The 25,814-nt window shown below is 60.8% G+C and carries 24 protein-coding genes; 18 read left to right on the top strand and 6 right to left on the bottom strand.

Annotated features, from left to right (window positions below):
- Nucleotides 1-28: 28 nt before the first annotated feature.
- From ACIGEK_RS01970 to rsd, 4 genes are all read left to right on the top strand, one after another.
- Nucleotides 29-1,234 (top strand): uroporphyrinogen-III C-methyltransferase, encoded by a 1,206-nt coding sequence (locus ACIGEK_RS01970; protein WP_397493064.1) that lies wholly within the window; start codon nucleotides 29-31, stop codon nucleotides 1,232-1,234.
- Nucleotides 1,231-2,481 carry a heme biosynthesis HemY N-terminal domain-containing protein gene (locus ACIGEK_RS01965; RefSeq protein ID WP_397491706.1) on the top strand — a complete coding sequence of 417 codons (1,251 nt, stop codon included), beginning with the start codon at nucleotides 1,231-1,233 and terminating at the stop codon, nucleotides 2,479-2,481. Before ACIGEK_RS01970 ends, ACIGEK_RS01965 begins: the two co-directional genes overlap by 4 nt.
- A 23-nt stretch (nucleotides 2,482-2,504) precedes the next feature.
- Nucleotides 2,505-3,047, top strand: coding sequence for a DUF3833 domain-containing protein (locus tag ACIGEK_RS01960; protein WP_397491705.1), 543 nt, complete (start codon nucleotides 2,505-2,507; stop codon nucleotides 3,045-3,047).
- Between the two features lie 196 nt (nucleotides 3,048-3,243).
- On the top strand, nucleotides 3,244-3,717 hold the full coding sequence (gene rsd, locus ACIGEK_RS01955; RefSeq protein ID WP_397491704.1) for a sigma D regulator: 474 nt from the start codon (nucleotides 3,244-3,246) through the stop codon (nucleotides 3,715-3,717).
- A gap of 12 nt (nucleotides 3,718-3,729) precedes the next feature.
- Here rsd and ACIGEK_RS01950 read toward each other — a convergent pair whose 3' ends face one another.
- Complete coding sequence (locus tag ACIGEK_RS01950) at nucleotides 3,730-4,374, bottom strand: FKBP-type peptidyl-prolyl cis-trans isomerase (RefSeq protein ID WP_397491703.1); 645 nt, start codon at nucleotides 4,372-4,374, stop codon at nucleotides 3,730-3,732.
- 113 nt (nucleotides 4,375-4,487) lie between these two features.
- Here ACIGEK_RS01950 and ACIGEK_RS01945 point away from each other — a divergent pair, with 113 nt between their 5' ends.
- Nucleotides 4,488-5,426: an AlgP family protein gene (locus ACIGEK_RS01945; protein WP_397491702.1), complete on the top strand. Its 939-nt coding sequence runs from the start codon at nucleotides 4,488-4,490 to the stop codon at nucleotides 5,424-5,426.
- Here the strand turns inward: ACIGEK_RS01945 and ACIGEK_RS01940 are convergent.
- A complete protein-coding gene (locus ACIGEK_RS01940) occupies nucleotides 5,423-5,887 on the bottom strand; it encodes a TIGR02444 family protein (protein ID WP_397491701.1) in 465 nt (154 codons plus the stop codon). The genes ACIGEK_RS01945 and ACIGEK_RS01940 overlap by 4 nt on opposite strands.
- Before the next feature lie 50 nt (nucleotides 5,888-5,937).
- Here ACIGEK_RS01940 and ACIGEK_RS01935 point away from each other — a divergent pair, with 50 nt between their 5' ends.
- The 4 genes from ACIGEK_RS01935 (at nucleotide 5,938) to rhtB (ending at nucleotide 9,921) form a co-directional block, all read left to right on the top strand.
- Nucleotides 5,938-7,848 carry an ATP-binding cassette domain-containing protein gene (locus tag ACIGEK_RS01935; RefSeq protein ID WP_397491700.1) on the top strand — a complete coding sequence of 637 codons (1,911 nt, stop codon included), beginning with the start codon at nucleotides 5,938-5,940 and terminating at the stop codon, nucleotides 7,846-7,848.
- 29 nt (nucleotides 7,849-7,877) lie between these two features.
- On the top strand, nucleotides 7,878-8,432 hold the full coding sequence (locus tag ACIGEK_RS01930; RefSeq protein ID WP_372240014.1) for a mechanosensitive ion channel domain-containing protein: 555 nt from the start codon (nucleotides 7,878-7,880) through the stop codon (nucleotides 8,430-8,432).
- A 6-nt stretch (nucleotides 8,433-8,438) separates the two neighbouring features.
- On the top strand, nucleotides 8,439-9,206 hold the full coding sequence (locus tag ACIGEK_RS01925; protein ID WP_397491699.1) for a TerC family protein: 768 nt from the start codon (nucleotides 8,439-8,441) through the stop codon (nucleotides 9,204-9,206).
- An 85-nt stretch (nucleotides 9,207-9,291) separates the two neighbouring features.
- Nucleotides 9,292-9,921, top strand: a complete 630-nt coding sequence (gene rhtB / locus ACIGEK_RS01920; RefSeq protein ID WP_397491698.1) for a homoserine/homoserine lactone efflux protein — start codon at nucleotides 9,292-9,294, stop codon at nucleotides 9,919-9,921.
- A gap of 15 nt (nucleotides 9,922-9,936) precedes the next feature.
- On the opposite strand, the gene ACIGEK_RS01915 is transcribed toward rhtB, so the two are convergent.
- Nucleotides 9,937-10,710 carry an SDR family NAD(P)-dependent oxidoreductase gene (locus tag ACIGEK_RS01915; protein ID WP_397491697.1) on the bottom strand — a complete coding sequence of 258 codons (774 nt, stop codon included), beginning with the start codon at nucleotides 10,708-10,710 and terminating at the stop codon, nucleotides 9,937-9,939.
- 121 nt (nucleotides 10,711-10,831) lie between these two features.
- Here ACIGEK_RS01915 and ACIGEK_RS01910 point away from each other — a divergent pair, with 121 nt between their 5' ends.
- Nucleotides 10,832-12,724 carry an FTR1 family protein gene (locus tag ACIGEK_RS01910; RefSeq protein WP_397493063.1) on the top strand — a complete coding sequence of 631 codons (1,893 nt, stop codon included), beginning with the start codon at nucleotides 10,832-10,834 and terminating at the stop codon, nucleotides 12,722-12,724.
- Between the two features lie 59 nt (nucleotides 12,725-12,783).
- Complete coding sequence (locus ACIGEK_RS01905; protein ID WP_397491696.1) at nucleotides 12,784-13,236, top strand: YaiI/YqxD family protein; 453 nt, start codon at nucleotides 12,784-12,786, stop codon at nucleotides 13,234-13,236.
- A 3-nt stretch (nucleotides 13,237-13,239) separates the two neighbouring features.
- Here the strand turns inward: ACIGEK_RS01905 and ACIGEK_RS01900 are convergent, their stop codons facing one another.
- Together ACIGEK_RS01900 and elbB are read right to left on the bottom strand one after the other, a co-directional pair.
- Nucleotides 13,240-13,710 carry a thioesterase family protein gene (locus ACIGEK_RS01900; protein WP_397491695.1) on the bottom strand — a complete coding sequence of 157 codons (471 nt, stop codon included), beginning with the start codon at nucleotides 13,708-13,710 and terminating at the stop codon, nucleotides 13,240-13,242.
- A gap of 147 nt (nucleotides 13,711-13,857) precedes the next feature.
- Nucleotides 13,858-14,520: an isoprenoid biosynthesis glyoxalase ElbB gene (gene elbB / locus ACIGEK_RS01895; protein ID WP_397491694.1), complete on the bottom strand. Its 663-nt coding sequence runs from the start codon at nucleotides 14,518-14,520 to the stop codon at nucleotides 13,858-13,860.
- Between the two features lie 322 nt (nucleotides 14,521-14,842).
- Here elbB and ACIGEK_RS01890 point away from each other — a divergent pair, with 322 nt between their 5' ends.
- The 3 genes from ACIGEK_RS01890 to ppk1 all read left to right on the top strand — a co-directional run bounded on the left by ACIGEK_RS01890 (nucleotide 14,843) and on the right by ppk1 (nucleotide 19,561).
- On the top strand, nucleotides 14,843-16,078 hold the full coding sequence (locus ACIGEK_RS01890) for a sterol desaturase family protein (RefSeq protein WP_397491693.1): 1,236 nt from the start codon (nucleotides 14,843-14,845) through the stop codon (nucleotides 16,076-16,078).
- A 246-nt stretch (nucleotides 16,079-16,324) separates the two neighbouring features.
- Nucleotides 16,325-17,338, top strand: coding sequence for a porphobilinogen synthase (gene hemB, locus ACIGEK_RS01885; protein ID WP_397491692.1), 1,014 nt, complete (start codon nucleotides 16,325-16,327; stop codon nucleotides 17,336-17,338).
- 18 nt (nucleotides 17,339-17,356) lie between these two features.
- Complete coding sequence (ppk1, locus tag ACIGEK_RS01880; RefSeq protein WP_397491691.1) at nucleotides 17,357-19,561, top strand: polyphosphate kinase 1; 2,205 nt, start codon at nucleotides 17,357-17,359, stop codon at nucleotides 19,559-19,561.
- A 24-nt stretch (nucleotides 19,562-19,585) separates the two neighbouring features.
- Here the strand turns inward: ppk1 and ppx are convergent, their stop codons facing one another.
- The gene (ppx, locus tag ACIGEK_RS01875) at nucleotides 19,586-21,088 is read right to left on the bottom strand and encodes an exopolyphosphatase (protein ID WP_397491690.1); all 1,503 of its coding nucleotides are present in this window, start codon (nucleotides 21,086-21,088) and stop codon (nucleotides 19,586-19,588) included.
- 279 nt (nucleotides 21,089-21,367) lie between these two features.
- Between ppx and trxA the strand changes: the two genes are divergently transcribed.
- The 4 genes from trxA (at nucleotide 21,368) to ACIGEK_RS01855 (ending at nucleotide 25,781) form a co-directional block, all read left to right on the top strand.
- Entirely contained in the window at nucleotides 21,368-21,694 is a 327-nt protein-coding gene (gene trxA, locus ACIGEK_RS01870) for a thioredoxin TrxA (RefSeq protein WP_090241426.1), read from the top strand.
- 256 nt (nucleotides 21,695-21,950) lie between these two features.
- Nucleotides 21,951-23,210 (top strand): transcription termination factor Rho, encoded by a 1,260-nt coding sequence (gene rho, locus ACIGEK_RS01865; RefSeq protein ID WP_090254678.1) that lies wholly within the window; start codon nucleotides 21,951-21,953, stop codon nucleotides 23,208-23,210.
- 136 nt (nucleotides 23,211-23,346) lie between these two features.
- Nucleotides 23,347-24,813: a 4-hydroxy-3-polyprenylbenzoate decarboxylase gene (gene ubiD, locus ACIGEK_RS01860; RefSeq protein WP_397491689.1), complete on the top strand. Its 1,467-nt coding sequence runs from the start codon at nucleotides 23,347-23,349 to the stop codon at nucleotides 24,811-24,813.
- Complete coding sequence (locus tag ACIGEK_RS01855) at nucleotides 24,813-25,781, top strand: CDP-6-deoxy-delta-3,4-glucoseen reductase (protein WP_397491688.1); 969 nt, start codon at nucleotides 24,813-24,815, stop codon at nucleotides 25,779-25,781. The genes ubiD and ACIGEK_RS01855 overlap by 1 nt, the downstream gene beginning before the upstream one ends.
- The last annotated feature ends 33 nt before the right edge of the window (nucleotides 25,782-25,814 follow it).

Here is a 25,814-nt window from a genome sequence, read left to right as displayed (position 1 = left end):
CCCGATCTCTGACGCAAAGGATGGATACGTGAGCGAAGCAACTACTCCGAAAGAGCAAGGCCCGAAAGATCATGACGTGAAACAGCCCGAGCAGACGTCGCTGGACGCAGCCGCTGCGTTGCCCGTTCCGCCATCTACCGCGAGCAAACCGGCTTCGCGTGGTAACGGTCTGGCGCTGCTGGCCTTGTTGGTCGCAGCTGCTGGCGCTGGTGCTGGTGGTTGGGGGCTTTGGCAGTTGCAAGCACTGGACGCTCGCGAGCAACAACAGCAAGGCCAGTTGCAGGAGGCGCGCAGTGAAGCGCAAAGCCTGGCGCAGACGAGTAAGAAGTTAGAGGTGCGCCTCGATCAGCTGCCGAGTGTCGAGGAGCTGGAAACCCGCCGCCGGCTGCTGACTCAGCTACAGGGCGATCAGCAACTGCTCAACCAGCGCCTGGAAACCGTGCTGGGTGCCAGTCGCCAGGATTGGCGCCTGGCCGAGGCCGAGCACCTGTTGCGTCTGGCCAGCCTGCGCCTATCCGCGTTGCAGGACATCAACAGCGCTACCGCGTTGGTGCAGGCCGCCGATGAAATCCTCTATGAGCAGGATGATCCCGCCGCCTTCGCCGCTCGCGAGCAATTGGCCAAGAGCCTGCAAGCGCTGCGTTCGACCGCCAACCCGGACCGTACCGGGCTGTTTCTGCAGCTCGGCGCCCTGCGTGAGCAGGTGGCGCAACTCAATGCCCTGGCTCCGAGCTTCAACAACGAAGGTGGCGTACTCAGCGAGCTGGCTGCCGAGGACGTTATGGAGCCGCAATGGTGGCAGCGTGCCCTGCAGACCTTGTCGGAATACTTCCGTATCGATTTCAACGCCGACCGCAACATTCGCCCCGTGCTCGCCGGCCAGAGCCTGACTCAAGTACGACTGGCCCTCAGCCTGGCGCTGGAGCAGGCGCAGTGGGGCGCGTTGCATGGTCAGAGCGAAGTCTATCGCCAAGCCTTGCAACAGGCGCGTGAAGTGCTGGATGGCCACTTTGATGTGGACAACCCCAACAGCCGCGCCCTGCGTGCACGTATTGATGAACTGGCCGGACGCCCGATTGCGGTGACGCCGCCAGACCTCAGCCCAACGCTGAATGCCGTGCAGGCCTATATCCAGGCCAAGCAGGCGGCGCGCAGCCAGCAGACGATCGAGGCTGAACCGGCTGCTGCGACTGCTGATGATGTCGAGGCGCAACTGCGGGAGGCGCTGCAATGAAGCGCATCTACTGGTTGCTGTTGATCCTGGCGTTGGCTGCCGGCATCGCCAGCCTAGTGCTGTTCGGTTTGCCGCTGGCCGAGCACAAGGGCTATGTACTGATTGCTTTCCAGGGCTTTCGTTATGAATCCAGCCTGTGGGCCTTTGTCGCTTTGGTGCTGGTGCTCTGGCTGCTGGTTTATCTGGTGCGTTTGAGCGTCCGGCTGTTGGTCACATCGGGCGGCCTGCTCAATCCCTGGTCACGCCTGCACAGCCGTCGCCGCATGCGGCTGGCGTCCGAGCAAGGTTTTCTCGATCTGGCAGAAGGCCGCTGGGCGCGTGCCCTGCGTCATCTCAAGCAGGCGGCCAGCAGCTCACCGCAGCCGTTGAGTTATTACCTGGGTGCCGCGCGCGCTGCGCATCAACTGGGTCATCACAGCGACAGTGACGATCTGTTGGAACAGGCGCTCAATCGCCAGCCGCAGGCGGAACTGGCAATTGCCCTGCAACATGCCGAGCTGCAACTGGCGCGCGGACAGGCTGATGCGGCGCTGGATACCCTGCAAGCCATGCGTTCGCGTCATCCACACCATCACCTGGTGTTACGTCAGCTGCAGCAGCTCTATCTGCAGTCGGGCGATTGGTCGGGCCTGCTCGGGTTGCTGTCTGACCTGCGTAAGGAGAAAGCCCTGGGTAATGCCGAGCTAAGCGAACTTGAGCGTCAGGCCTGGCGTGGACGCTTGTTACAGGCTGGGCAGCCGGCTGACGGCGACACCCAGGCGGCGCTGTTGGCGTTGCAGCACGCCTGGCAGGCCATGTCGACGGCGCAGCATCAGGAACCCGAGTTGCTGGCGGTGTATGCCGAGCAACTGCGCCAGTTGGGTGCCGAAGCGGAGGCGGAAGAACTGCTGCGCCATTTCTTGAAGCAACATTACGACACCGCTTTGGTGCGCCTCTACGGCTTGTTGCGTGGGCGTGATCCGGGTAAGCAGTTGCAGGTCGCCGAGGGCTGGTTGAAGCAGCATCCACAGGATGCCGGTCTGTTGCTGACGCTCGGGCGGCTGTGCCTACACGGTCAGTTGTGGGGCAAGGCCAAGGATTACCTGGAGAGCAGCCTGGCCTTTGAGCGTCACCCGGAAACCTGCGCCGAGCTAGCGCGCTTACTGGCGCAACTGGGTGAGCTGGAACGTAGCAACGGCTTGTATCAGGAAGGCCTGCGTCTACTCGATGCGCGTTTGTGTTCGCCGGTTCTGCCTGCAGCGATCTGATTTAACCGCTTATCGAGGTGCCTATGCGAACGCTGTTGATCTGTTGTCTGCTGGCGTTACTGGTAGGGTGCGCTGGCCCGCAGGTGAATGATTACGCCAGCGAACAGCCGTGCTTGGAGTTGAGTGATTACTTCAACGGCGACTTGCAGGCCTGGGGCATGTTCCAGAACCGTTCCGGTGAGGTGATCAAGCGCTTCCATGTGGCCATGACCGGCACCTGGGACGGCGATGTGGGCGTGCTCGACGAACGGTTTACCTACAGCGATGGCTCAACTGAGCGCCGCGTATGGACCCTGAAAAAGCAGGCTGATGGCAGTTGGCGCGGTACTGCTGATGATGTCGTTGGTGAGGCTGTTGGCCAGGTTGCCGGCAATACCTTGCGCTGGCGCTACAAGTTGCGGTTGAAGGTCGATGACTCAACCTATGTGGTTGATTTTGATGACTGGATGTTCCTGATGGACGGCCAGGTGATGCTCAACCGAGCGCGTATGTCGAAGTGGGGCATTGATCTTGGCCAGGTCACCCTGAGCTTTTACAAGCCCGCTGAGCCTGAGAGCGTCGAGTAGCCGCCGGTTAAACGCTTGTATGAAATTTTCTCCAGCGCTACCTTGAAGGCCTAGGCCTGCGGGAATAATCTGGCTCACAGATACCGCCGGAAAGTTGCCGTTTCACGGCTGTCTTCCCAGAACTTGCACGGACTGACAAAAAACTGTCTCGATGCAGGCGAACAACACTAATAGCAATAGGGAAGTAGAGGTCATCATGCTCGAGAGTTGTCAGAACGCCCAGGAACGTTGGGGTGGGGTTCACCTGCTGATCGACCGCTGGCTGCAAGAGCGCAAGGAGCTGGTGGATGCCTATGCCGCCATCAACAGCTCGCCGCAAGCGCCGACTGCTAATGCCGAAGGCTTACAACGCTTCTGCGAAATTCTTGTCGATTACGTCTCCGCTGGCCATTTCGAGGTCTACGAACAGTTGACCAATGAAGCCAAGGCATTTGGTGATCAGCGTGGCCTTGATCTGGCCAAGCAAATCTACCCGCGTATTGAAGTGATCACCGAGGTGGCGCTGGCCTTCAATGACCGCTGCGATAAAGGCGACTGCCACGATTCGGCATCACTGCTCGATGAGCTGAGCCGTCTGGGCCAATTGCTGCACGAGCGTTTCGAACTGGAGGACTGCCTGATCGAAGTCCTGCACAACGCCCATCAGCAACAGGCCGCGCCAGCCCTTTGATGCGCTGACTCACTACTCCTTGGTGTCGAGCAACTCCAGCTCGAATACCAAGGGCGAGTAGGGGGGAATCAAATCCCCCGCACCTTCTTCGCCATACGCTTGAGCTGACGGAATCACCAGGCGCCACTGCGCGCCCACCGGCATTTGCTGCAGGGCGTTACGCCATCCGGCAATCACACTGTCTAGACGAAACCACTGCGCGGTCTGACTTTCATCGAACTGACTGCCATCTGCCAGAAAGCCTATATAGCGCACTTGAATGCGATCCTTCGGGCCAGGCTTGCGGCCGCTGCCGGCACGCAGTTCCTGCATCAGCACGCCATCCTGTAATACACGCACGCCAGCTTTTGCTTTCTCCGTGGCGAGAAAACGCTGCTCTGCTTTTTTGGCTTTTTCGATGCGCTCCGGCGCGTTGGCCAGATGCGCCTCATGTTCGGCCAGCAGACTTTCGATGCGCTTAGCATCGAGTGCCAGTGGTTCGTTGCGGTAGGCCTGGCGCAGGCCGTCGAGTAGGGCTTGCAGTTCCAGATCCGGCACCTCGTCGCGCAACCGCTCACCGAGTTTTACCCCCAGGCTGTAGGCCAGGTCATGGGTGTGCTCGTCTGCTTGAGACAAAGGCGCGAGCAGGCAAAGCAGTAGCAAGGCGAAACGTGGCATGGGTGTTCTCCGGCCGAAGGTGCGCCGATTATGCCAGCCAGGCGCGGCGAGGTGGCAAGGCGGGCAAAAGGAGGACTAGTATGACGCCATCTTCATCCGCCAGGAGGCGCGTCATGTCGGCTACAAAGAATGCAAAGAAGAAATCAGTGAGTACCCCGCTGCACCTGTTGCAGCAACTTTCCAGCAGCCTGCTTGAGCATCTTGAAGATGCCTGCACGCGCGCTTTGGTTGATGCCGAGAAGCTGCTCGCCAAGCTGGAAAAGCAACGCGGCAAAGCCCAGGAAAAACTGCATAAAGCCCGTAGCAAAATGCAGGATGCAGCAGTAGCCGGCAAAGCCAAGGCCCAGGCCAAAGCTAAAGAAGCTGTGGCCGAACTGGAGCAGCTGCTCGATACCCTGAAAGACCGCCAGAGCGAAACCCGCACCTATATCGCCAGCCTCAAGCGTGACGCGCAGGAAAGCCTGAAACTGGCCCAGGGCGTGGGCAAGGTTAAAGAAGCCGTAAGCAAAGCGTTGGATAGCCGTTCGGTTAAGGCTGCTGCAGTTAAACCTGCTGCCAAGCCTGCAGCGACTAAAGCTCCGGCCAAGCCTGCTGCCAGTAAGCCAGCGGCAAAACCTACCACTAAAGCTGCTGCGCCAGCCGCCAAGGCTCCGGCTAAAGCCCCCGCCAAACCGGCTGCCAAAGCCCCGGCCAAGGCCGCAAGCAAAGCTCCCGTCGCAGCAAAACCTGCAGCCAAGGCACCCGCCAAACCTGCGGCGAAGAAACCAGCCGCGGCCAGCGCGGCCAAGCCTGCAGCGAGCAAGCCGGTGGCACAGCCTGTCAAGGCAGCGGCTAACCCTGCAGTGAAGAAAGCGCCTGCGGCTAAACCCGCCAGCAAACCTGCGGCCAAGCCAGCTGCAAAACCTGCAGCTAAGCCGGTTGTGAAGAAAGCTGCCGCCAAACCCGCTGCTAAACCGGCTGCGGCCAAGCCAGTGGTTGCCAAGGCTGCGGTTGCGGAAGCGCCTGCTGCGCCTGCCGGCAGCAATGGCAGTACCCCGCCAAGCGCTGTTTAAGCGCTGAGGTGTGCCGCCGCGATGCGCAGCGTTTGCAGCGCATCGCGGTTGCCGGGCTGGGGCGCTAGGCGTTCCAGCCAGTTCGGTGGCGCTTTCGCCGCGCTGTTCGACCAGTCTTGAGTAGACGTCGCCAGGCGTTCCAGCTGTTCGCGTTCAGCGGCCAGTTCGAGTTTCTTGACCTGTTCACGCAACGCTGCCAGGGCGTTATCGCTCTGCGCCAGCTCACGCCAGTTCTGCCGCAATTGGCGCAGCGGCATCACCACTTGTTGTTGCCAGGGTTGCGCGAGCGCGCGCAACGCTTCGGCGCGCTCATCGCAGCAGGCAACCTGCCGGCGTTCCAGCCAAACGGCGCACAGCAGCAGGCACACATCCGCACCCTGCGTTTGCAGCAGCAGGCAGGCGGCCTCGACACCAGGTCGTTGATACAGTGCTTCGGCGAATCGCCACAGGTCAGTAGGCATGGTGCTTTCCGGGTTTCTCTAAAGGGACTCTGGTAGACTCCGCCGCCATTATGATCCGACTCCTGAACCTGACTTTACAGCGTGGCCCTCAGCGTCTGCTAGAAGACGCCGAGATGACCCTGCACCCCGGCCACAAAGCCGGCCTGATCGGCGCCAACGGTGCCGGCAAATCCAGCCTGTTCGCCTTGTTTCGCGGTGAGCTGAGTGCGGACGCGGGCGACTGCCTGATTCCCGCCGATTGGCGCGTGGCGCACATGCGCCAGGAGATCGACGCGGTCGAGCGCCAGGCGGTGGATTACGTGCTCGATGGCGATGTAAAGCTGCGTCGGGTGCAGGCCGAACTGGCCGTGGCCGAAGCGGCGCATGATGGCGCCGCCGTGGCGCGTTTGCACACCGAGTTCGATACCCTCGACGGTTACAGTGCCGATGCGCGGGCGCGCAAGCTGCTCGCCGGCCTGGGTTTTGACAGTGCGCAGATGGATCGCCGGGTGGGCGACTTCTCCGGTGGCTGGCGCATGCGCCTGAACCTGGCGCAGGCACTGATGTGCCCGTCCGACCTGCTGCTGCTCGATGAACCGACCAACCACCTCGACCTAGACGCGATCCTCTGGCTGGAAGGCTGGCTGAAAAGTTACCCCGGTACCTTGCTGCTGATCTCCCATGACCGCGATTTCCTGGATGCCGTAGTGGACCATGTGGCTCACCTCGATCAGCAGAAGCTGACCCTGTATCGCGGCGGCTATTCGGCCTTCGAGCGCACCCGTGCCGAGCGTCTGGCGCAGCAGCAACAAGCGTACGAGAAGCAGCAAGTGCAGCGTGCGCACATGGAAAAATACATTGCGCGCTTCAAGGCACAGGCCACTAAAGCCCGTCAGGCGCAGAGCCGGATCAAGGCGCTGGAGCGCATGGAGGAATTATCCGCCGCCCATGTCGACTCGCCCTTCGACTTCAGCTTCCGCGAAGCCGACAAGATTTCCAGCCCGCTGCTGGATCTGAGCGAAGGCCGCCTTGGTTATGGCGACAAAGTGGTGCTGGAGAAGGTCAAACTGAACCTGGCTCCGGGCGCGCGGATTGGCTTGCTTGGGCCGAACGGCGCGGGTAAATCGACCCTGATCAAGAACCTGTCGAATGAACTGCAACCGATCAGTGGTCGCTTGCAGCGTGGCGAGAACCTGGTGGTTGGCTACTTTGCCCAGCATCAACTCGATGCGCTGGATGACAAGGCCAGCCCGCTGCTGCATTTCCAGCGCCTGGCGCCGACTGAGCGTGAGCAGACCTTGCGTGATTTTCTCGGTGGTTTCGACTTCCGTGGCCCGCGCTGTGACGAGCCAGTGCTGAATTTCTCTGGTGGCGAGAAAGCCCGTCTGGCCTTGGCGTTGATCGCTTGGGGCAAGCCGAATCTGCTGCTGCTGGATGAGCCAACCAACCACCTCGACTTGGAAATGCGTCTGGCGCTGACCATGGCGCTGCAGGAATTCAGCGGCGCAGTGGTGGTGGTTTCCCACGATCGTCATTTGCTGAAAAGCACCACCGATGAGTTCTTGTTGGTTGCCGATGGTCAGGTGCAGCCGTTCGATGGTGATCTGGAAGACTACGCCCGCTGGCTGGTGGATTACCGTTCGCGGCAAGCGCCGACCAGTGGCGGCGAAAGCAGTCCGGATAAAGCCGACAAGCGCGTGCAGCGTCAGGCTGCGGCAGCATTGCGTCAGCAACTGGCGCCGCACAAGCGCGAAGCCGACAAGCTGGAGAAAGAGCTCGGCCAGTTGCACGAGAAACTTGCGGCTGTAGAAGCCCGTCTGGGTCAAAGCGACATCTACGAAGCCGCGCAGAAAGACGCACTGCGTGACGCTCTGGCCGAACAGGCCAAGCTGAAAAGCCGTGAAGCCGATCTGGAAGAGCGCTGGATGCTCGCGCTGGAAACCCTCGAAGCCCTGCAAGCCGAGCTGGAAGCCGCCAGTTGAACATCACTCTGCCGCCCCTGGAATGGTTGATGACCTGGCAAGAGCCGCTGCTCAGGGCCGGTCAGGTGATTCTGATTGTGCTGCTGGCCTGGCTGTTCCAGCGCATTCTGACGCGTGGTATCACCCGCCTCGGCAACCGCTATCCGCAGTTGCCGGCCGAGTTGCTGATGCCGTTGCGCGGTTTGCTGCGTTGGTTGGTTCTCGGCAGCGCTTTTATGTTGGTATTGGAGCGTTTGGGTGTTTCCGCCCAGGTGCTGTGGACGGCACTCACGGGTTTTGCAGCGGTGGCGGCGATTGCCTTTTTCGCCATCTGGAGCGTGTTGTCCAACATGTTCTGTGCGCTGCTGATTTTTGCCATGGGGCCGTTTCGCCTGGGCGATTGTGTCGAGGTGTTGGAAAGTGCCGACAAGCCTGGTGTGCGTGGGCGAGTGGTGGCGATCAACCTGTTTTACACCACCCTGGAAGATCTCAGTGGCGATGCGCCCGGTGCCTGGGTGCAGATTCCCAATAGCCTGTTTTTCCAAAAAGCCGTGCGCCGCTGGCGTAATGGCGAACTCCCTACGCCGCGTAATACCGAGGTTTAAGCAATTATGGAATGGCTGGCCAGCCCTGAACTCTGGGTCGCTTTTCTGACCCTGACCGCCCTGGAAATTGTCCTGGGCATTGACAACATCATCTTTATCTCGATCCTGGTCAGCCGTCTGCCCAAGCATCAGCAACCCAAGGCGCGCTTCTTCGGCCTGGCCCTGGCCATGGGCACGCGGATTCTGCTGCTGCTGTCGATCAGCTGGGTGATGCGCCTGACGGCCGACCTGTTCTATGTGTTCGACCAGGGCTTCTCTGGTCGTGATCTGATCCTGTTCTTCGGTGGCCTGTTTCTGTTGTGGAAGAGCACTGCGGAGATCTTCCACAGCCTGGAAGGCGAAGAAGAAGTCCAGTCCGCCGGTGGCAAGACTTACGGCTTTATGGGGATCATCGTGCAGATCGCCATTATCGATATCGTCTTCTCTCTCGATTCGGTCATCACTGCAGTCGGCCTGGTCGACAATGTGCCGGTGATGGTCGCGGCCATTGTGATTTCGGTGATTGTGATGATGCTCTCGGCAGGCACCATCAGCGACTTTATCGACAAGCACCCGAGTCTGAAAATACTCGCCCTGTCGTTCCTCATCGTGGTCGGCACCGTATTGGTCGCCGAAGCCTTCGGCGTGCATGTGCCGAAGGGTTATGTGTACTTCGCCATGGCTTTCTCGCTGGCGGTGGAAGCCGTCAACATCCGCATGCGTACGGCGCGTGCCCGCGCGCGCAAGGAAGAAGAGCTGGACGCGGTGCAGCTGCGTAAGGGTTCGCCGGACTGATTAGCTGGCTGGGCGAGCAACACCACAAGGGGTAGGCTAAGGCCTGCCCTTTTTTATTTCGCTGTTCGTTTAATGGAGAAGTGTCATGGCTCTGGAAACTTGGCTTGCGTTCTTTGTGGCCTGTTGGGTGATCAGCCTGTCTCCGGGCGCCGGGGCGATTGCCTCGATGTCGGCAGGGCTGCAATACGGCTTTTTACGCGGCTACTGGAATGCCCTGGGCCTGCAACTGGGCCTGGCCTTGCAGATTGCCATCGTGGCCGCCGGTGTCGGGGCGATTCTGGCTGCTTCGGAGCTGGCCTTCAGCTTGATCAAGTGGTTTGGCGTGGTCTACCTGGTGTACCTCGGCTATCGCCAGTGGCGGGCCCTGCCCAGTGATATGACGGCGCAGACCGAGCGGCCCATCGGCCGGCCGCTGACCCTTGTGCTGCGTGGCTTTCTGGTCAACTTCAGCAACCCCAAGGCGATTGTCTTTATGCTCGCGGTGCTGCCGCAGTTCCTTAACCCGCAGGCGCCGCTGCTGAGCCAGTATCTGGTGATGGGGGTGACCATGATCTGCGTCGATCTGATCGTTATGGCCGGTTATACCGGCCTGGCCTCACGGGTGCTGGGCGCGCTGCGTTCGCCACGTCAGCAGAAGCTGATGAACCGCACCTTCGGCGCGCTGTTTGTTGGTGCGGCGGCGTTGCTGGCCAGCGTGCGGCGCGCGCCGGTCTGATCTTCGCCGGTATCGCTACCAGGGAATCGGCTGGCCGTCCCAGCCCCAGAACGTGCCAGTCTGCGCCGGACCATGCTGCTCGATCTGCGCCAGCAGGCATTCGGCGGCATAGTTTGGGGTAAACAGCTTGTCTGCCGGCACATTGGCCTGAAAGGGTTTCGACAGCTCGGTGTCGGTGGTGCCGGGGTGCAGGCTGAGCACGCAGCTGTTGGGGTTGAGCCGGCTGAGCTCGATGCTCGCCGTGTGAAGTAGCTGGTTCAGTGCTGCCTTGCTGGCGCGGTAGCTGTACCAGCCGCCGAGACGGTTGTCGCCAATCGAACCGACCCGCGCCGACAGCGCCGCCACCGTGCAGGCATGCTGACCGCGTAGCAGCGGCAGCAGGTGCTTGAGCAACAGAATCGGCGCAAAGCTGTTGCGCTGAAAGGTCGCCAGCAACCCCTCAAGATTGATCTGAGCCAAGCCCTTTTCGGCCTTTGCCGCGCCGTCCTGCAGCACGCCAACGGTGCATAGCAGTAGATGCAGGCGCGGGATGGCCGCGCGCAAATGCGTGGCCAGCTCACTCAGTGCCCGTTCATCGCATACATCTACATCCAGGCACTGCAGGCGCTGGCCGTACTGCTCTCGCAGTTCGCCAAGGCCAGTTGCCTGAGTGGCTTGGCGGGCAATGGCCCAGACCCCAGCGACATCGGCGCGGGCCAGCAACTGTTGGGTCAGCGCCAGACCAATCCCTCGGCTGGCGCCACAGACCACGACATGCGCTGGTTCTTCCAGGCGTTGCCAAAAATTCATCGCACTACTCCTGCGGCGTTGCGACGATCCGTCGCGGCCCATGGTCGATCAGTGGTTGAGGAAAGTCAGTAGGAGGATGACAATGGAATCGTCATTCATTCGTATTTGGGTTTTCTCCTATATGACTTCCGTATTGCGTTTCTGCAGTTGGTTGCTGGTGCCGGTTTTTGCACTCTGCAGCCTGACTGTTATGGCCGAGCCCATCGAGGGCGCGGCGCAAGCTCTGCATCTGCTGGGTTACCTGGGCGCGGACTACCCGGCCACCGTGGCCAATGGGCAAGTGATCGACTCCGGCGAGTACCGTGAGCAGCTTGAGTTTCTTACTGTACTGCAAGGCTTGATCGTTGCGCTGCCTGCGCGTGGTGAGCAAGCCGAGTTGCAGCAGGACGTGGCCAGTTTGCGCACGGGCATTGAGCAGCGTGCCGATGGTAATCAGGTCGCCCAGCAAGCCCGTGAGCTAGCCGCGACGTTGGCTACTGCTTATGGCGTCAGCCAGGCCCCGGCCATCACGCCCGACCCCAGTCGTGGCGCGCCGTTGTTCGCCCAGCACTGCAGCGTGTGCCATGGCGATAGCGGTGCGGGCGATGGGCCCGCCGGGATTGGCCTGGAGCCGCCGCCGGCCAACTTGCGCGATCTGACGCGGCTCAACCGGTTGAGCCTGTATGACCTGTTCAACACCGTCGGCCTAGGTATCGATGGCACTGACATGGCAGCTTTTGCTGATCAGCTGGATGAGCGTCAGCGCTGGGATCTGGCCAGCTATATCGCCGGGTTCAGCGCCGAGCCGGCGGCTCAGGGCGAGGCGTTCAGCCTGGCTGCGCTGGCTGGTATGACCCCTGACGAGGTAGCAGCCGCGCAAGGTGATGCGGCGGCTGCACGGTTCCGCGCCCAGCGTGCGCAGCCGCCGGCGCAGCAGCGTGGGCCGCAGCAGTTGATTGAGCATACGCAGTCGATGCTGGAGCGCAGCCTGGGCGCCTACCGCGCTGGCGATCATGAGCAGGCTTATGACCTTTCGGTGGCGGCCTACCTGGAGGGCTTCGAACTGGTCGAAGGCGCTCTGGACAACCTTGATTCGGTGCAGCGCAAGACTACTGAGCGTGCGCTGATGGATTACCGTCAGGCTCTGCAGGACGGTCTGTCGATACCTCAGGCGGCGCAGCGCCTGGAACAGGCCAAGGCCGAGCTGGCGACTTCTGCTGAGTTGCTCAATAGCGATGGATTGTCGAGTTCGCTGAGTTTCTTTTCCAGCCTGCTGATCCTGCTGCGTGAAGGGTTGGAAGCGATTCTGGTGCTGGCGGCAATTCTCGCCTTCCTGCGTAACACCGGGCAGCAGCAGGCGGTGCGCAGTGTGCACGTCGGCTGGGGCTTGGCCCTGCTGGCCGGGGTGGCCACCTGGGCGCTGGCGGCGTACCTGATTGATGTCAGTGGCGCTCAGCGCGAGGTGCTTGAGGGCGTTACCGCGCTGTTTGCCAGTGTGATGGTGCTCTGGCTTGGCGTGTGGATGCATGATCGCCGGCATGCCGCGGCTTGGCAGGATTACATCAAGAGCAGCCTGGTCGGCGGCGGTGGCCGTTTCGGCTTTGCCGTGCTGGCGTTCTTCTCGGTTTACCGCGAGCTGTTTGAAGTCATCCTGTTCTATGAAACGCTCTGGCTGCAGGCCGGCCCACAAGGCCATGGCATGGTCCTGGCGGGTGCCGCTGCCGCTTTGGCGTTGCTGCTTGGCTTGGCCTGGGTGATTCTGCGCGGTTCACGCAAGTTGCCGCTGGCAACCTTCTTCGGTGCTAACGCGGTGCTGCTCTGCGTACTCTCGGTGGTGTTTGCCGGCCATGGTGTGGCGGCCTTGCAAGAAGCCGGCGTGCTTAATACGCACCCCGTGGCATTCTTTGAGTTCGACTGGCTGGGTATTCACGCAGATGCCTATGGGCTTGCCGCCCAGGCCGTCGCGCTGGCGGCCATTGCGCTGTTTTATGGGCGTAGCTGGTTGGGCGAGCAGCGCCGTCTGTCTCAGGCCTGAAGCGCAGCTGCTGCCGACATGGCTTACCATGTCGGCTTGCCTGCAAAGAGTAATGAGTCATGCGCGTGTGGATTGATGCCGATGCCTGCCCCAAGGCAGCCAAGGATCAGGTGGTGAAGTTCGCCTTGAAGAGGCGCTTCGAGGTGCTGCTGGTGGCCGGTCAGGCGCAAATCAAACCGGCCTACAGTTGTGTGCGCCTGATCGTGGTGCCAAGCGGGCCGGATGCCGCCGATGATTACCTGGTGGAACACGCCCTGCCGGGTGAGTTGGTGATTTGCAGCGACGTGCCGCTGGCCGATCGTCTGGTAAAGAAGGGTGTCGCCGCCCTTGATCCGCGCGGTCGCGAGTTTGATGAACGCAATATGGGCGACAAACTGGCGGTACGTAACCTGTTTACCGAGCTGCGTGAGCTGGGCCAAGTCGGCGGCGGCCAACCGCCGTATGGTGAGCGCGACAAGCAGTCCTTCGCCAATTCACTGGATCGTATCCTCACACGCTTGCAGCGCGGTTAGCCTTTAGCCACACAGATACGTGCCGGTGCCCACGGCCACCAGGGTGCCGTCATCACTGTGCAGTTCGCTGCGCACCACTGCCACCTTGTTGCCGGTACGCAGTAGCACAGCGCTGGCGGTAAAGCGCTGGCCACGACCGGGGCGCAGGTAGTCGATGCGCAGGTCGATGGTGCCGAGCTTGGACAGTCGCGTCATGCGTTCGGCGCTGGACAGGTGCTGGTGTTTGTCGAAGGCACCGATCAGCGCCATGGCGCCGCCAGCCACATCCAGCAGCGATGAAATCACTCCGCCATGCAGGATGCCATGGACGAAATTGCCGATCAGCTCGGGTTTCATCGGCAGGTGCATGGTCACGCGTTGAGCGCTTAATTCATCCAGCTCGATGCCGAGCACTTTGTTGAAGGGGATGCGCTCGAAAAAGCTGCTGACCGCTTGTTGCAGCTCGGCGGTCAGCTCGAAAGGTGGGTTGCTCATGGGGGCGTGCCTGGGCGAAGGGATGCTCAACCTGCCGCACTGGGTGCGATCTGACCAGTGGCGCGGCCGGAGTACCGCGCGCATTGGCGTGATCGGCTTGCTATCTGCCTGATCTGCGGCTGATCTGCGGCTGATCAGGACACAGACTCAGGCCGGGTGGCTGAGCTCCAGTACCCGATCCACCAGCTTGTTGATCCCTGACGCGGCTTCACTGATCGACTCGGCGAGCATATAAGCTGGGGTGGTCACCAGCTTACGCTCGGCATCTTCGACAATTTCGCTGACCTCGCACTCATGGTGCTCTGCGCCCATCTGCACCAGGGTGGCGGCGGTGTCATGGTCCTTGCCGATGGTGCAGATCACGCCGCTACCGAAGATTTTTGCCGCCAGCGCTGGAGCAATGCACATCAGCCCGACCGGCTTGCCGGCTGCGACGAAGGCCTTGGTGGCACTCAGGACGTCCGGCTGCACCGTGCAGTTGGCACCGCTGATGGCGAAGTCGGAGAGGTTTTTCGCTACGCCGAAACCGCCGGGCATGATCAGCGCATCGAAGTCGCCGACATGCAGCTCCTTGACGTCCTTGATCTTGACGCGAGCAATGCGCGCCGACTCCACCAATACGTTGCGCGTGTCGTCCATCTCGTCGCCACTGTAATGATCGACCACATGCAGCTGCGGCACGTTGGGGGCAAAACACTGTACCTGTGCGCCACGCTGATCGAGGCGCAGCAGAGTGATCACGCTTTCATGGATTTCCGCGCCGTCATAGACGCCACAGCCGGAAAGAATCACCGCGACTTTCTTGTTCATCAAGTTCTCCTGAATTACCGAGCCGTACCGGATTGAGTCATGTTCTCTGAGCTTTGATTCACGATCTCGCGAGCTAGAGCACTGCAAGGCAAAAATAGGCGAGGAAGCGGAGTGTACTTTTGTACATGAGCATTCCGAGCCTGTTTTTAACGCGGCAGGGCCGACGCGCAGCAGGTCGTAACGGGTCTAGCTGTCGCCATATGCCACCCAGGTTGGCATGGTGCGCCGCGAGAGTGGTGCGGCGCTGGGCTAGGATTTATTCAGCAATCCTAGCCGTTAGCTGCATGCAGCGATATGGCGGTTCCATGCAACGGGTGAAACCATGAATTACATCCTTTACGCCGTACCGTTCTTCTTTGCGCTGATCGCCTTGGAGCTATTGATCGACCGTTGGCGCGGGGTCAGTACCTATCGCTTCTCCGATGCCGTCAACAGCCTCAGTGCCGGGGTACTGTCGACCACCGTGGGCCTGCTGACCAAGGCCGTGGGCCTGCTCACTTACACCCTGGCCTGGCAGCAGCTGGCGCTGTTTGAACTGTCGGCCAGCAGCCTGTGGGTCTGGCTGTTCGCCTTTGTCTTCTATGACTTCTGCTACTACTGGAACCACCGTCTGGGCCATGAGCGCAATGTGCTATGGGCCGCGCATTCGGTGCATCACCAAAGCGAGGACTACAACCTCTCTACCGCGCTGCGACAGACCAGCACCGGGTTTGTCTTCGGCTGGATCTTCTACCTGCCGATGGCTGTGGCCGGTGTGCCGCCGCTGGTGTTTCTCACTGTGGCGGCGCTGAACCTGCTTTATCAGTTCTGGGTGCACACCCGGCATATCCCCAAACTGGGCTGGTTTGAGTGGGCGTTTATCACGCCGTCCAACCACCGTGTGCACCATGCGCAGAATGCTGTGTATATGGATCGCAATTACGGCGGAGTGTTCATTCTCTGGGATCGCCTGTTCGGCACCTTTCAGGAAGAACTGGATGAAGAGCCGGTGGTGTTCGGCGTAACCACGCCGTTGGCTAGCTGGAATCCGCTGTGGGCCAATGCGCAGTTCTATGTCGCGCTGTGGCGTGATGCGGTGCGTGCCGAATCCTGGTGGGACAAGTTGCGCATCTGGTTTATGCGCACCGGCTGGCGCCCGGCCGATGTCGCAGCGAAGTACCCGCAGAGCAAGCCGGACCTCAGCCAGTTCGTCAAATTTGATGTGCCGCTGAGCCTGGCGCAAAAGCTCTATGCCGGTGTGCAGTTCAGCCTCTATGTGGCAGGCGGTACGTTGCTGCTGGGTATGGGCGGCGAACTGAGCCTGGCGCAAACGCTGCTGGGCGTGCTCTGGATGGCGGTAGGCCTGTACATCATTGGCATCTGGCTGGAAAACCGAGCCAATGCCAAACGCCTGGAAATCCTGCGCCTGCTGCTCAACCTGCCGCTGGCCTGGTCGGCGCTGCAGTTGGACCTGCTACCGGCCCAGCCAATGCTCTGGGCGCTGCTGCTGGGTTATAGCCTGCTGAGCCTTGGGGCGCTGTTCTGGACCCCGCGTGGGCAGGATGCCATTCCCGCCTAAAAGCTATTCAAGACGGACCTAACAACGGTGGACAGGTGCAGGCCTGCTCCACCGTTATGCTTTTCAGGCTCGAGAAAACGCGCATGAGCCCATTCGCGTGCAACATATCTTCGCAATAGTTGCGGCGCTATGCTGGTTGGGCTTGCGGCAAGCGGTCGCAGCGCTGTCGTGCGTTGTCATACTTTGGTCATAATGGCCGCTTATAACTGTCACACTTGCCCGTTGCTACGGGCTTCGGAGCCTGCCGTGAGCTTTACCCCCGCCAATCGCCTGTTTCCCGCTACTCGCCTGCGTCGCAACCGCCGTGATGATTTTTCCCGGCGTCTGGTGCGTGAAAACCGCCTGAGTGTCGATGACCTGATTCTGCCGGTGTTCGTCCTCGACGGCGAAAACCGCCGCGAAGCGATTGCCTCAATGCCCGGCGTCGAGCGTCTGTCGATCGACCTGTTGCTCAAGGAAGCCGAGCACTGGGTGGCACTGGGCATTCCGGCTCTGGCGCTGTTCCCGGTGACGCCACTGGAGAAGAAATCCCTGCTCGCCGAAGAAGCCTGGAACCCAGATGGCATCGCCCAGCGCGCCATCCGCGCCCTGCGCGCCAAGTTTCCCGAGCTGGGCGTGATCAGCGACGTGGCGCTGGACCCGTTCACCACCCACGGTCAGGACGGCATCCTCGATGAATCCGGCTATGTGCAGAACGACGTGACTGTTGATGCGCTGGTCAAGCAGGCGCTGTCGCATGCCGACGCCGGTGCCCAGGTAGTGGCGCCCTCGGACATGATGGACGGTCGTGTGCAGGCGATTCGCGAGGCGTTGGAGCTGGCCGACCATACTAATGTGCGGATCATGGCCTACTCGGCCAAGTACGCCAGCGCCTACTACGGTCCGTTCCGCGATGCGGTGGGCTCCGCGGCCAATCTGGGCAAGGCGAACAAGGCCAGCTACCAGATGGACCCGGCCAATGGCGACGAAGCGCTGCATGAAGTGGCGGCGGATCTGGCCGAGGGCGCAGATATGGTCATGGTTAAGCCGGGCATGCCCTATCTGGACATCCTCTGGCGGGTCAAAGCGGAATTCAAGGTGCCGACCTTTGTCTATCAGGTCAGCGGTGAGTACGCCATGCATATGGCGGCTATTCAGAATGGTTGGTTGGGCGAGGCGGTGATTCTCGAATCACTGACTGCCTTCAAACGTGCGGGTGCCGATGGCATCCTGACTTATTTCGCCGTGCGCGCGGCAGAACTGCTGAAGCAGGGGCAATAGCCCCGCCAGGACTTTGTAATGAACACCGAAGGACTCAGTACCCCTGAATTGCAAGACGCCCAGCCGGTCGTCGATGAGGTTGTAGCCGTGGAAACCCCTGTCATCGAGGCCCCAGCGCCGGTTGTACCTGCGCCTGTGGTGATCCATAACCTGGATGACAGCAGCCTGTATATCCACCGCGAGCTGTCGCAGCTGCAGTTCAATATCCGCGTGCTGGAGCAGGCGCTGGATGAGTCCTATCCGTTGTTGGAGCGGCTGAAGTTCCTGCTGATTTTCTCCAGCAACCTGGATGAGTTCTTCGAGATTCGTGTTGCCGGCCTGAAGAAGCAGATCAACTTCGCCCGCGAACAGGCTGGGGCCGATGGCCTGCAACCGCATCAGGCGCTGGCGCGGATTGCCGAGCTGGTGCACGAGCAGGTGGATCGCCAGTACGCCATCCTCAATGACAACCTGTTCCCGGCGCTGGCCAAGCACAACGTCAACTTTATCCGTCGGCGCTTCTGGACGGCTAAGCACAAGGCCTGGGTGCGCCGCTATTTCCGCGACGAGATCGCGCCGATCATCACTCCGATCGGCCTCGACCCGACGCACCCGTTTCCGCTGCTGGTAAACAAGAGCCTGAACTTTATCGTCGAGCTGGAAGGCATCGACGCCTTCGGGCGCGACTCCGGTCTGGCGATCATTCCAGCGCCGCGTCTGCTGCCGCGCATCATCAAGGTGCCGGAGGATGTTGGCGGTCCGGGTGATAACTTCGTGTTTCTCTCCTCGATGATCCACGCCCACGCCGATGACCTGTTCCAGGGCATGAAGGTCAAGGGTTGCTACCAGTTCCGCCTGACCCGTAACGCCGATCTGTCGGTGGATACCGAGGATGTCGAAGACCTGGCCCGTGCCCTGCGTGGCGAGCTGTTCAGCCGTCGTTACGGCGATGCGGTACGCCTGGAAGTGGTCGACACCTGCCCGCGGCCGCTGTTGGATTACCTGCTCAAGCAGTTCAGCCTGACCGAGGCCGAGCTGTACCGGGTCAACGGTCCGGTCAACCTGACCCGGCTGTTCAGCATAACGGGGCTGGAAAGCCACCCGGAACTGCAATACACGCCGTTCACTCCGGTGATCCCCAAGCTGTTGCAGAACGCCGAGAACATTTTTAACGTGGTCAGCAAGCAGGACATCCTCCTGCTGCACCCCTTCGAGTCGTTTACCCCGGTGGTCGACCTGCTGCGTCAGGCGGCAAAAGACCCGCACGTGCTGGCCATCAAGCAGACCCTTTACCGCTCCGGGGCCAACTCGGAAATCGTCGATGCGCTGGTAGAAGCGGCGCGTAACGGCAAGGAAGTCACGGCGGTGATCGAGCTGCGCGCGCGCTTCGATGAGGAGTCCAACTTGCAACTGGCCAGCCGCCTGCAGGCTGCCGGTGCGGTGGTGATCTACGGCGTGGTGGGTTTCAAGACTCACGCCAAGATGATGCTGATTCTGCGTCGTGAGAGTGGCGATATCGTCCGCTATGCGCACCTGGGCACCGGCAACTACCACGCCGGCAACGCCAAGCTGTACACCGACTACAGCCTGCTTACCGCCGATGTGGCGCTGTGCGAGGACGTATCCAAACTGTTCAGCCAGCTGATCGGCATGGGTAAGACCCTGCGCATGAAGAAGCTGTTGCACGCGCCGTTTACCCTGAAAAAGACCCTGCTTGACATGATCGCCCGCGAAACCGCCCTGGCGGCCGAGGGCAAGTCGGCGCATATCATCGCCAAGTTCAACTCGCTGACCGATCCGAAGATCATTCGTGCGCTGTACAAGGCCAGTCAGACCGGGGTGAAAATCGATCTGGTGGTGCGCGGTATGTGCTGCCTGCGTCCGGGTATTGCCGGGGTGTCGCACAATATCCAGGTGCGCTCGATCATCGGCCGCTTCCTGGAGCATACGCGGGTGTTCTATTTCTCCAATGGCGGCGAGGAGAAGATCTACCTGTCGAGCGCTGACTGGATGGAGCGCAACCTCGACAAGCGCGTCGAGACCTGCTTCCCGGTGGAAGGCAAGAAGCTGATTTTGCGGGTCAAGAAGGAGCTGGAAAGCTACCTGACCGACAATACCCAGGCCTGGGTGCTGCAGTCAGATGGGCGCTACCTGCGTACCAGCCCAAGCGGCAACCAGAACCCGCGCAGCGCGCAGGCCGGTTTGCTGGATAAGCTCACCGCACCGCTGATCAGCGCACGATAAACAGAGCAGGAGAGGGCGTGAGTGTCAGCTCACGCTCAGTTCGATACCGATACGTTTGAGCCACTCCGCTTCCTGGGTGAAATCTGCCTGGGTTAGCGGGTTGTTCTCCAGCCAGTCTTCCGGGAACTGAATCTCCAGGCGCTGCCCGGCGGCCTTGAGCTGCACATTGGGCATTTCCTGAGTGCCGCGAATGTGGTGGAACAGGATGGCAAAGCGCAGCAGCACGCACAGGCGGATCAACTTGACGCCTTCGGCGCCGAAGTCGGCAAATTTGTCCTTGGGGATATTGCGCCGATGGCCGCGCACCAAGAGCGCGAGCATCTGCTGATCCTGGCGCGAGAAACCTGACAGGTCCGAATGCTCGACCAGGTAGGCGCCGTGCTTGTGGTACTGGTAATGGGCGATGTCCAGGCCGACTTCATGCACCTTGGCAGCCCAGCTGAGCAGTTCGCGGTGCCAGTCGTCTTCGAGTTGCCAGTCTTGGGCGACCTTCTCCAGCGCCGAGAGCGCTTTGCTTTCGACCCGCGCAGCCTGCTCCAGATCGACGTGATAGCGCTCCATCAGCGAGCTCAGGGTGCGCTCACGTACATCTTCATGCTGATGGCGTCCGAGCAGGTCATACAGCACGCCTTCGCGCAGCGCGCCTTCGGAATGGCTCATGCGCTGGATATCGCAGGCGTCGAAGATCGCTTCGAGAATCGCCAGGCCTGCCGGGAAAATGCCCCGGCGATCGACTTTTATGCCGTCGAGGTCGAGTTTTTCCGCTTCGCCAATCTTGAACACCTTGCGTTTCAACCAGGCCAGTCCTTCGGCGTTGACTTCGCCTGAGCCGAGCCCGGCCGCCTGAATGGTCAGGCCGATGGCCTTGATGGTGCCGGATGCGCCGACTGCATCTTCCCAGCCCAGGCGACGCAGGGCGTGCTCGATGCCCATGATCTCCAGGCGCGCGGCGGTGTAGGCCTGGGCGTAACGCGCCGGGGTGATCTTGCCGTCCTTGAAGAAGCGCTGGGTGAAGCTGACGCAGCCCATCTGTAGGCTTTCACGCAGCAGCGGCTCGAAGCGCTGGCCGATGATGAATTCGGTACTGCCGCCGCCAATATCGGCAACCAGGCGCTTGCCTGGAGTGTCGGCAATGCTGTGCGACACGCCGAGGTAGATCAGTCGGGCTTCTTCACGCCCGGAGATGACTTCAACCGGATGGCCGAGGATTTCTTCGGCGCGGCGGATAAATTCGCCACGGTTGCGCGCCTCACGCAGGGCATTGGTGCCCACCACGCGCACCGCGCCTTCTGGCAGGCTGGCGGTCAGTTGGGCGAAACGCCGCAGGCAGTCGAGTCCGCGCTGCATGGCTTCTTCGCTGAGCAGGCGCTGCTCGTCGATGCCGGCGGCCAGTTGCACCTTGTCGCCGAGGCGTTCGAGGATGCGGATCTCGCCGTGATCGGCTTTGGCCAGCACCATATGGAAGCTGTTGGAGCCCAGGTCGATAGCTGCAATCAAAGGAAAAGACTCGGCAGGGGTATGCGGCATGGTGGAACCATCTCAATGCGGAACCGCGTCATCGTGCCACGATAGCCTGGTCCCGCCAACGCATACTGATGTCGCAGGTACGGGCCAAACCCGTTGCGCCATGGCTCGCGCGGCGGCTGGCCAGGGCTTGCCGGCTGTCTGAATAAATTATGACGCAGGCGGCCGTGCGGCTGGCTTGTGGTCAAGCCATAGAGAAGCTCAATTGCCGCCGCCTTCCTGTGTGGGGAAAGCCGGGCTATGATGTCGCCCATCTTTTGCTTCCGAACACGGAGACTTTCCATGAGCGAATTCATCACCAATGTCAGCGATGCCAGCTTCGACCAAGACGTCCTGCAAGCCGAAGGGCCGGTGCTGGTCGACTACTGGGCTGAGTGGTGCGGCCCGTGCAAGATGATCGCGCCGGTGCTCGATGAGATCGCCCAGACCTATCAGGGCAAACTGAAAGTCTGCAAGCTGAACATCGATGAAAACCAGGACACCCCGCCAAAGTTCGGCGTACGTGGTATCCCGACGCTGATGCTGTTCAAAAACGGCAATGTTGAGGCCACCAAAGTTGGCGCATTGTCCAAGTCGCAGCTGGCAGCCTTCCTCGACAGCAACATCTAAGTTGCGCTGAGACGGTAACAAGCCCTGAAAGCCCTGCACATTGCGGGGCTTTTTTCTGTCTGGACGCTGGACGATGAATAAAGCCGGTGTTACATTCGGCCTCGCTGCATTTCCTATGCAGCCCCCTGCAAGCCGTCGCCGACGCATTCCTTTCGAATCTTTCGATATACAAGCAGGCGATCAAATCGTCTTCTCACGGCGCGGCCTCCCAAGCTAAATAGCTTATTTCCCCTCCTTCATGAATTACGTCATTCCTATGAATCTGACCGAACTCAAGCAAAAGCCGATTACCGAACTGCTGGAACTCGCTGAACAACAAGGCCTGGAAAACATGGCCCGTTCGCGCAAGCAGGACGTGATTTTCTCCCTGTTGAAAAAACACGCTAAAAGCGGTGAGGAAATCTCCGGTGATGGCGTGCTGGAGATTCTCCAGGACGGTTTCGGCTTTCTCCGCTCTGCGGATGCCTCGTACCTCGCTGGCCCCGATGACATCTACGTCTCGCCGAGCCAGATCCGCCGCTTCAACTTGCGTACAGGCGATACCATCGTCGGCAAGATCCGCCCGCCGAAAGAAGGCGAGCGTTACTTCGCGCTGCTCAAGGTTGACACGATCAACTACGACCGCCCGGAAAATGCTAAGAACAAGATTCTGTTCGAAAACCTGACGCCGCTGTTCCCCACCAAGCGTCTGGTCATGGAAGCCGGTAACGGCTCCACCGAGGACATCACCGGCCGGGTGATCGACCTCTGTGCCCCGATTGGCAAAGGCCAGCGCGGCCTGATCGTCGCACCGCCGAAAGCCGGTAAGACCATCATGCTGCAGAACATCGCCGCCAACATCGCGCGTAACAACCCCGAGTGCCACCTGATCGTTCTGCTGATCGACGAGCGCCCGGAAGAAGTAACCGAGATGCAGCGCACCGTGCGCGGCGAAGTGGTTGCCTCGACGTTCGATGAGCCGCCAACCCGCCACGTGCAGGTTGCCGAAATGGTCATCGAGAAGGCCAAGCGCCTGGTCGAGCACAAGAAGGATGTGGTCATCCTGCTCGACTCTATCACTCGACTGGCGCGTGCCTACAACACCGTGATCCCAAGCTCCGGCAAGGTGCTCACCGGTGGTGTCGACGCCCACGCTTTGGAGAAGCCGAAACGCTTCTTCGGCGCCGCGCGGAACATCGAAGAAGGCGGTTCGCTGACCATCATCGCTACCGCGCTGGTGGAAACCGGCTCGAAGATGGATGAAGTGATCTACGAAGAGTTCAAAGGCACCGGCAACATGGAGCTGCCGCTGGACCGTCGTATCGCCGAGAAGCGTGTGTTCCCAGCCATCAACATCAACCGTGCCGGCACCCGTCGCGAAGAGCTGTTGACCGCCGATGACGAACTGCAGCGCATGTGGATTCTGCGCAAGCTGCTGCATCCGATGGATGAAATTGCCGCCATCGAGTTCCTCACCGACAAGCTGAAAGCGACCAAGACGAACGAAGAGTTCTTCCAGTCGATGAAACGCAAGTAAGGCGCTCCCTAGCCTTACAACAAAAGCCGGGTCAGCCCGGCTTTTGTGTGTCTGGGTACTGGCTGTCCCTTCTGAAAGACCCAGTTCGGCGCTAAACTTTGCGCCCTTATTGTCCGGCTCGAAACGAGGCATCTGCATGCAATATCGTGACCTGCGCGACTTTATCCGCGGTCTGGAAGAGCGCGGTGAACTCAAGCGCATCCAGACGCCAGTTTCTCCAGTGCTGGAGATGACTGAAATCTGCGACCGCACCCTGCGCAAGGGCGGGCCGGCGCTGTTGTTCGAAAACCCCGCGGGTTTCGATATACCGGTGCTCGGCAACTTGTTCGGCACGCCCAAGCGCGTAGCCTTGGGCATGGGTGCAGAAGAGGTCAGCGAGTTGCGCGAAATCGGCAAGCTGCTGGCGTTCCTGAAAGAACCCGAGCCGCCGAAAGGCCTGAAGGATGCCTGGAGCAAGCTGCCGATCTACAAAAAAGTGCTGTCCATGGCGCCCAAGGTGCTGAAAGACGCTCCGTGTCAGGAAGTGATTGAGGAGGGCGACGATGTCGACCTCGGCAAGCTGCCCGTGCAGACCTGCTGGCCGGGCGATGTCGGCCCGCTGATCACTTGGGGTCTGACCATCACCAAAGGGCCGAACAAGGAACGACAGAACCTCGGTATTTATCGTCAGCAGGTGATTGGTCGTAACAAGGTGATCATGCGCTGGCTCAGCCACCGTGGCGGCGCTTTGGACTTCCGCGATTGGTGCGAAAAATACCCCGGCCGTCCATACCCTGTTGCAGTGGCTCTGGGCGCCGATCCAGCGACCATTCTGGGTGCGGTAACGCCGGTACCGGATAGCCTTTCTGAATACGCCTTTGCCGGTCTGCTGCGCGGCCACCGTACCGAGCTAATCAAGGCGCGTGGCAGTGACTTGCAGGTGCCTGCCAGCGCCGAAATCGTCCTCGAAGGGGTGATTCACCCCGGCGAGATGGCTCCGGAAGGCCCTTACGGCGATCACACCGGCTATTACAACGAAGTCGATAGCTTCCCGGTGTTTACCGTTGAGCGCATTACCCGCCGGCAGAAGCCGATCTATCACAGCACCTACACCGGCCGCCCACCGGATGAACCGGCGATTCTCGGCTTGGCGCTGAATGAAGTGTTCGTGCCGCTCCTGCAGAAGCAATTTCCGGAAATCACCGACTTCTATCTGCCACCGGAAGGCTGCTCCTACCGCATGGCGGTGGTGACCATGAAGAAGCAGTACCCCGGCCATGCCAAGCGCGTGATGCTCGGCGTGTGGTCGTTTTTGCGACAGTTCATGTACACCAAGTTCGTTATCGTCACCGACGATGATATCAATGCACGGGACTGGAACGACGTGATCTGGGCAATTACCACGCGCATGGACCCCAAGCGCGACACGGTGATGATCGATAACACGCCAATCGACTACCTGGATTTTGCCTCGCCGATCTCCGGCCTGGGCTCGAAGATGGGCCTGGACGCCACCCACAAGTGGCCAGGCGAGACGACTCGCGAGTGGGGCCGAGCTATCGTTCAGGATGATGCGGTCAAGCAGCGCGTCGATGCGCTGTGGTCTGAGCTGGGAATTGATTGATGAAAGTCACCCTGAATCCTTCAGGTGCAGTACTTGAAGTGCAGCCCCGCGAGCGCATCCTCGATGCCGCGCGGCGTCTGGGTTACGACTGCCCGCAGAGCTGCCGCAATGGCAATTGCCATATCTGCGCGGCGCTGCTGGTTGAAGGCCTTGTGCAGCAGGGCGGGGTAGAGTTGACCCAAGGTGAGTTATTCACCTGCCTGGCCGAACCGCTGCAAGATTGTGTGCTGCACTGGGATGGCGTGCTCGCCCCGGGCGAGCTGCCGATGCGCGAACTGGCGTGTCAGGTTGTCAGCTGCGACGAGCAGGGCGGCGATGTATTCCGTCTGCGTCTGCAGGCGCCGGCTGGCAAGGCGCCGCGTTACCACGCTGGGCAATACCTGTTGTTGCAGCGCGACGGTGATGATTACGCGGCCTTTTCCCTGGCGTCTGCTCCACATAATGGCCGTGAACTGGAGCTGCATGTACTGGCTCGCGATGAGGCCACAGTTGCCCTGATCGCTCAGCTGCGCCGTAGCGGTCTGGCGCGGGTGAAGATGCCGTTCGGTGATACACATCTGGCCGATTTGCCGAATGGGCCACTGGTGCTGATCGCTGCTGGTACAGGTATGGCGCAGATGCATAGCCTGATCGAACACTGCCGCGCTAGCGGCTTCGCCCGCCCGGTGCACCTGTACTGGGGCGCACGCCGTCCGGAAGACTTCTACGCGCTGGAGCATTGGGCGCAGTGGCAGCAGGTGCCCAATCTGTTCCTGCATCAAGTGGTCAGTGATCAATGTGGCTGGCGGGGTCGGTGTGGCCTGCTGCATGAGGCCGTGCGAGAAGACTTTGCTGACCTGAACGCGCTGCATGTATACGCCAGCGGCTCCCCGGCCATGGTCTACGCCACACTGGATGCGTTGGTTGAGGCAGGGATGGATGCGCATCAGATGCGCGCTGACGTATTCGCCTACGCACCGCGCGGCTGAAGCCCACAAAAGCGGCTGCGGCCTAATCGTGGT

The sequence above is a fragment of the Pseudomonas sp. NPDC079086 genome, from assembly GCF_044542155.1.
Lineage (GTDB): Bacteria > Pseudomonadota > Gammaproteobacteria > Pseudomonadales > Pseudomonadaceae > Aquipseudomonas.
Note: the sequence above shows the minus strand (reverse complement) of the source record. Positions and strands in the feature narration are given on the sequence as shown.

Bases quoted from the DNA above. Each gene is read 5' to 3' on its own strand.
- ACIGEK_RS01965 (WP_397491706.1), top strand. From the start codon at position 1,231: ATGAAGCGCATCTACTGGTTGCTGTTGATCCTGGCGTTGGCTGCCGGC.
- ACIGEK_RS01960 (WP_397491705.1), top strand. From the start codon at position 2,505: ATGCGAACGCTGTTGATCTGTTGTCTGCTGGCGTTACTGGTAGGGTGC.
- rsd (WP_397491704.1), top strand. From the start codon at position 3,244: ATGCTCGAGAGTTGTCAGAACGCCCAGGAACGTTGGGGTGGGGTTCAC.
- ACIGEK_RS01950 (WP_397491703.1), bottom strand. From the start codon at position 4,374: ATGCCACGTTTCGCCTTGCTACTGCTTTGCCTGCTCGCGCCTTTGTCT.
- ACIGEK_RS01945 (WP_397491702.1), top strand. From the start codon at position 4,488: ATGTCGGCTACAAAGAATGCAAAGAAGAAATCAGTGAGTACCCCGCTG.
- ACIGEK_RS01940 (WP_397491701.1), bottom strand. From the start codon at position 5,887: ATGCCTACTGACCTGTGGCGATTCGCCGAAGCACTGTATCAACGACCT.
- ACIGEK_RS01935 (WP_397491700.1), top strand. From the start codon at position 5,938: ATGATCCGACTCCTGAACCTGACTTTACAGCGTGGCCCTCAGCGTCTG.
- ACIGEK_RS01930 (WP_372240014.1), top strand. From the start codon at position 7,878: ATGACCTGGCAAGAGCCGCTGCTCAGGGCCGGTCAGGTGATTCTGATT.
- ACIGEK_RS01925 (WP_397491699.1), top strand. From the start codon at position 8,439: ATGGAATGGCTGGCCAGCCCTGAACTCTGGGTCGCTTTTCTGACCCTG.
- rhtB (WP_397491698.1), top strand. From the start codon at position 9,292: ATGGCTCTGGAAACTTGGCTTGCGTTCTTTGTGGCCTGTTGGGTGATC.
- ACIGEK_RS01915 (WP_397491697.1), bottom strand. From the start codon at position 10,710: ATGAATTTTTGGCAACGCCTGGAAGAACCAGCGCATGTCGTGGTCTGT.
- ACIGEK_RS01910 (WP_397493063.1), top strand. From the start codon at position 10,832: ATGACTTCCGTATTGCGTTTCTGCAGTTGGTTGCTGGTGCCGGTTTTT.
- ACIGEK_RS01905 (WP_397491696.1), top strand. From the start codon at position 12,784: ATGCGCGTGTGGATTGATGCCGATGCCTGCCCCAAGGCAGCCAAGGAT.
- ACIGEK_RS01900 (WP_397491695.1), bottom strand. From the start codon at position 13,710: ATGAGCAACCCACCTTTCGAGCTGACCGCCGAGCTGCAACAAGCGGTC.
- elbB (WP_397491694.1), bottom strand. From the start codon at position 14,520: ATGAACAAGAAAGTCGCGGTGATTCTTTCCGGCTGTGGCGTCTATGAC.
- ACIGEK_RS01890 (WP_397491693.1), top strand. From the start codon at position 14,843: ATGAATTACATCCTTTACGCCGTACCGTTCTTCTTTGCGCTGATCGCC.
- ppk1 (WP_397491691.1), top strand. From the start codon at position 17,357: ATGAACACCGAAGGACTCAGTACCCCTGAATTGCAAGACGCCCAGCCG.
- ppx (WP_397491690.1), bottom strand. From the start codon at position 21,088: ATGCCGCATACCCCTGCCGAGTCTTTTCCTTTGATTGCAGCTATCGAC.
- trxA (WP_090241426.1), top strand. From the start codon at position 21,368: ATGAGCGAATTCATCACCAATGTCAGCGATGCCAGCTTCGACCAAGAC.
- rho (WP_090254678.1), top strand. From the start codon at position 21,951: ATGAATCTGACCGAACTCAAGCAAAAGCCGATTACCGAACTGCTGGAA.
- ubiD (WP_397491689.1), top strand. From the start codon at position 23,347: ATGCAATATCGTGACCTGCGCGACTTTATCCGCGGTCTGGAAGAGCGC.
- ACIGEK_RS01855 (WP_397491688.1), top strand. From the start codon at position 24,813: ATGAAAGTCACCCTGAATCCTTCAGGTGCAGTACTTGAAGTGCAGCCC.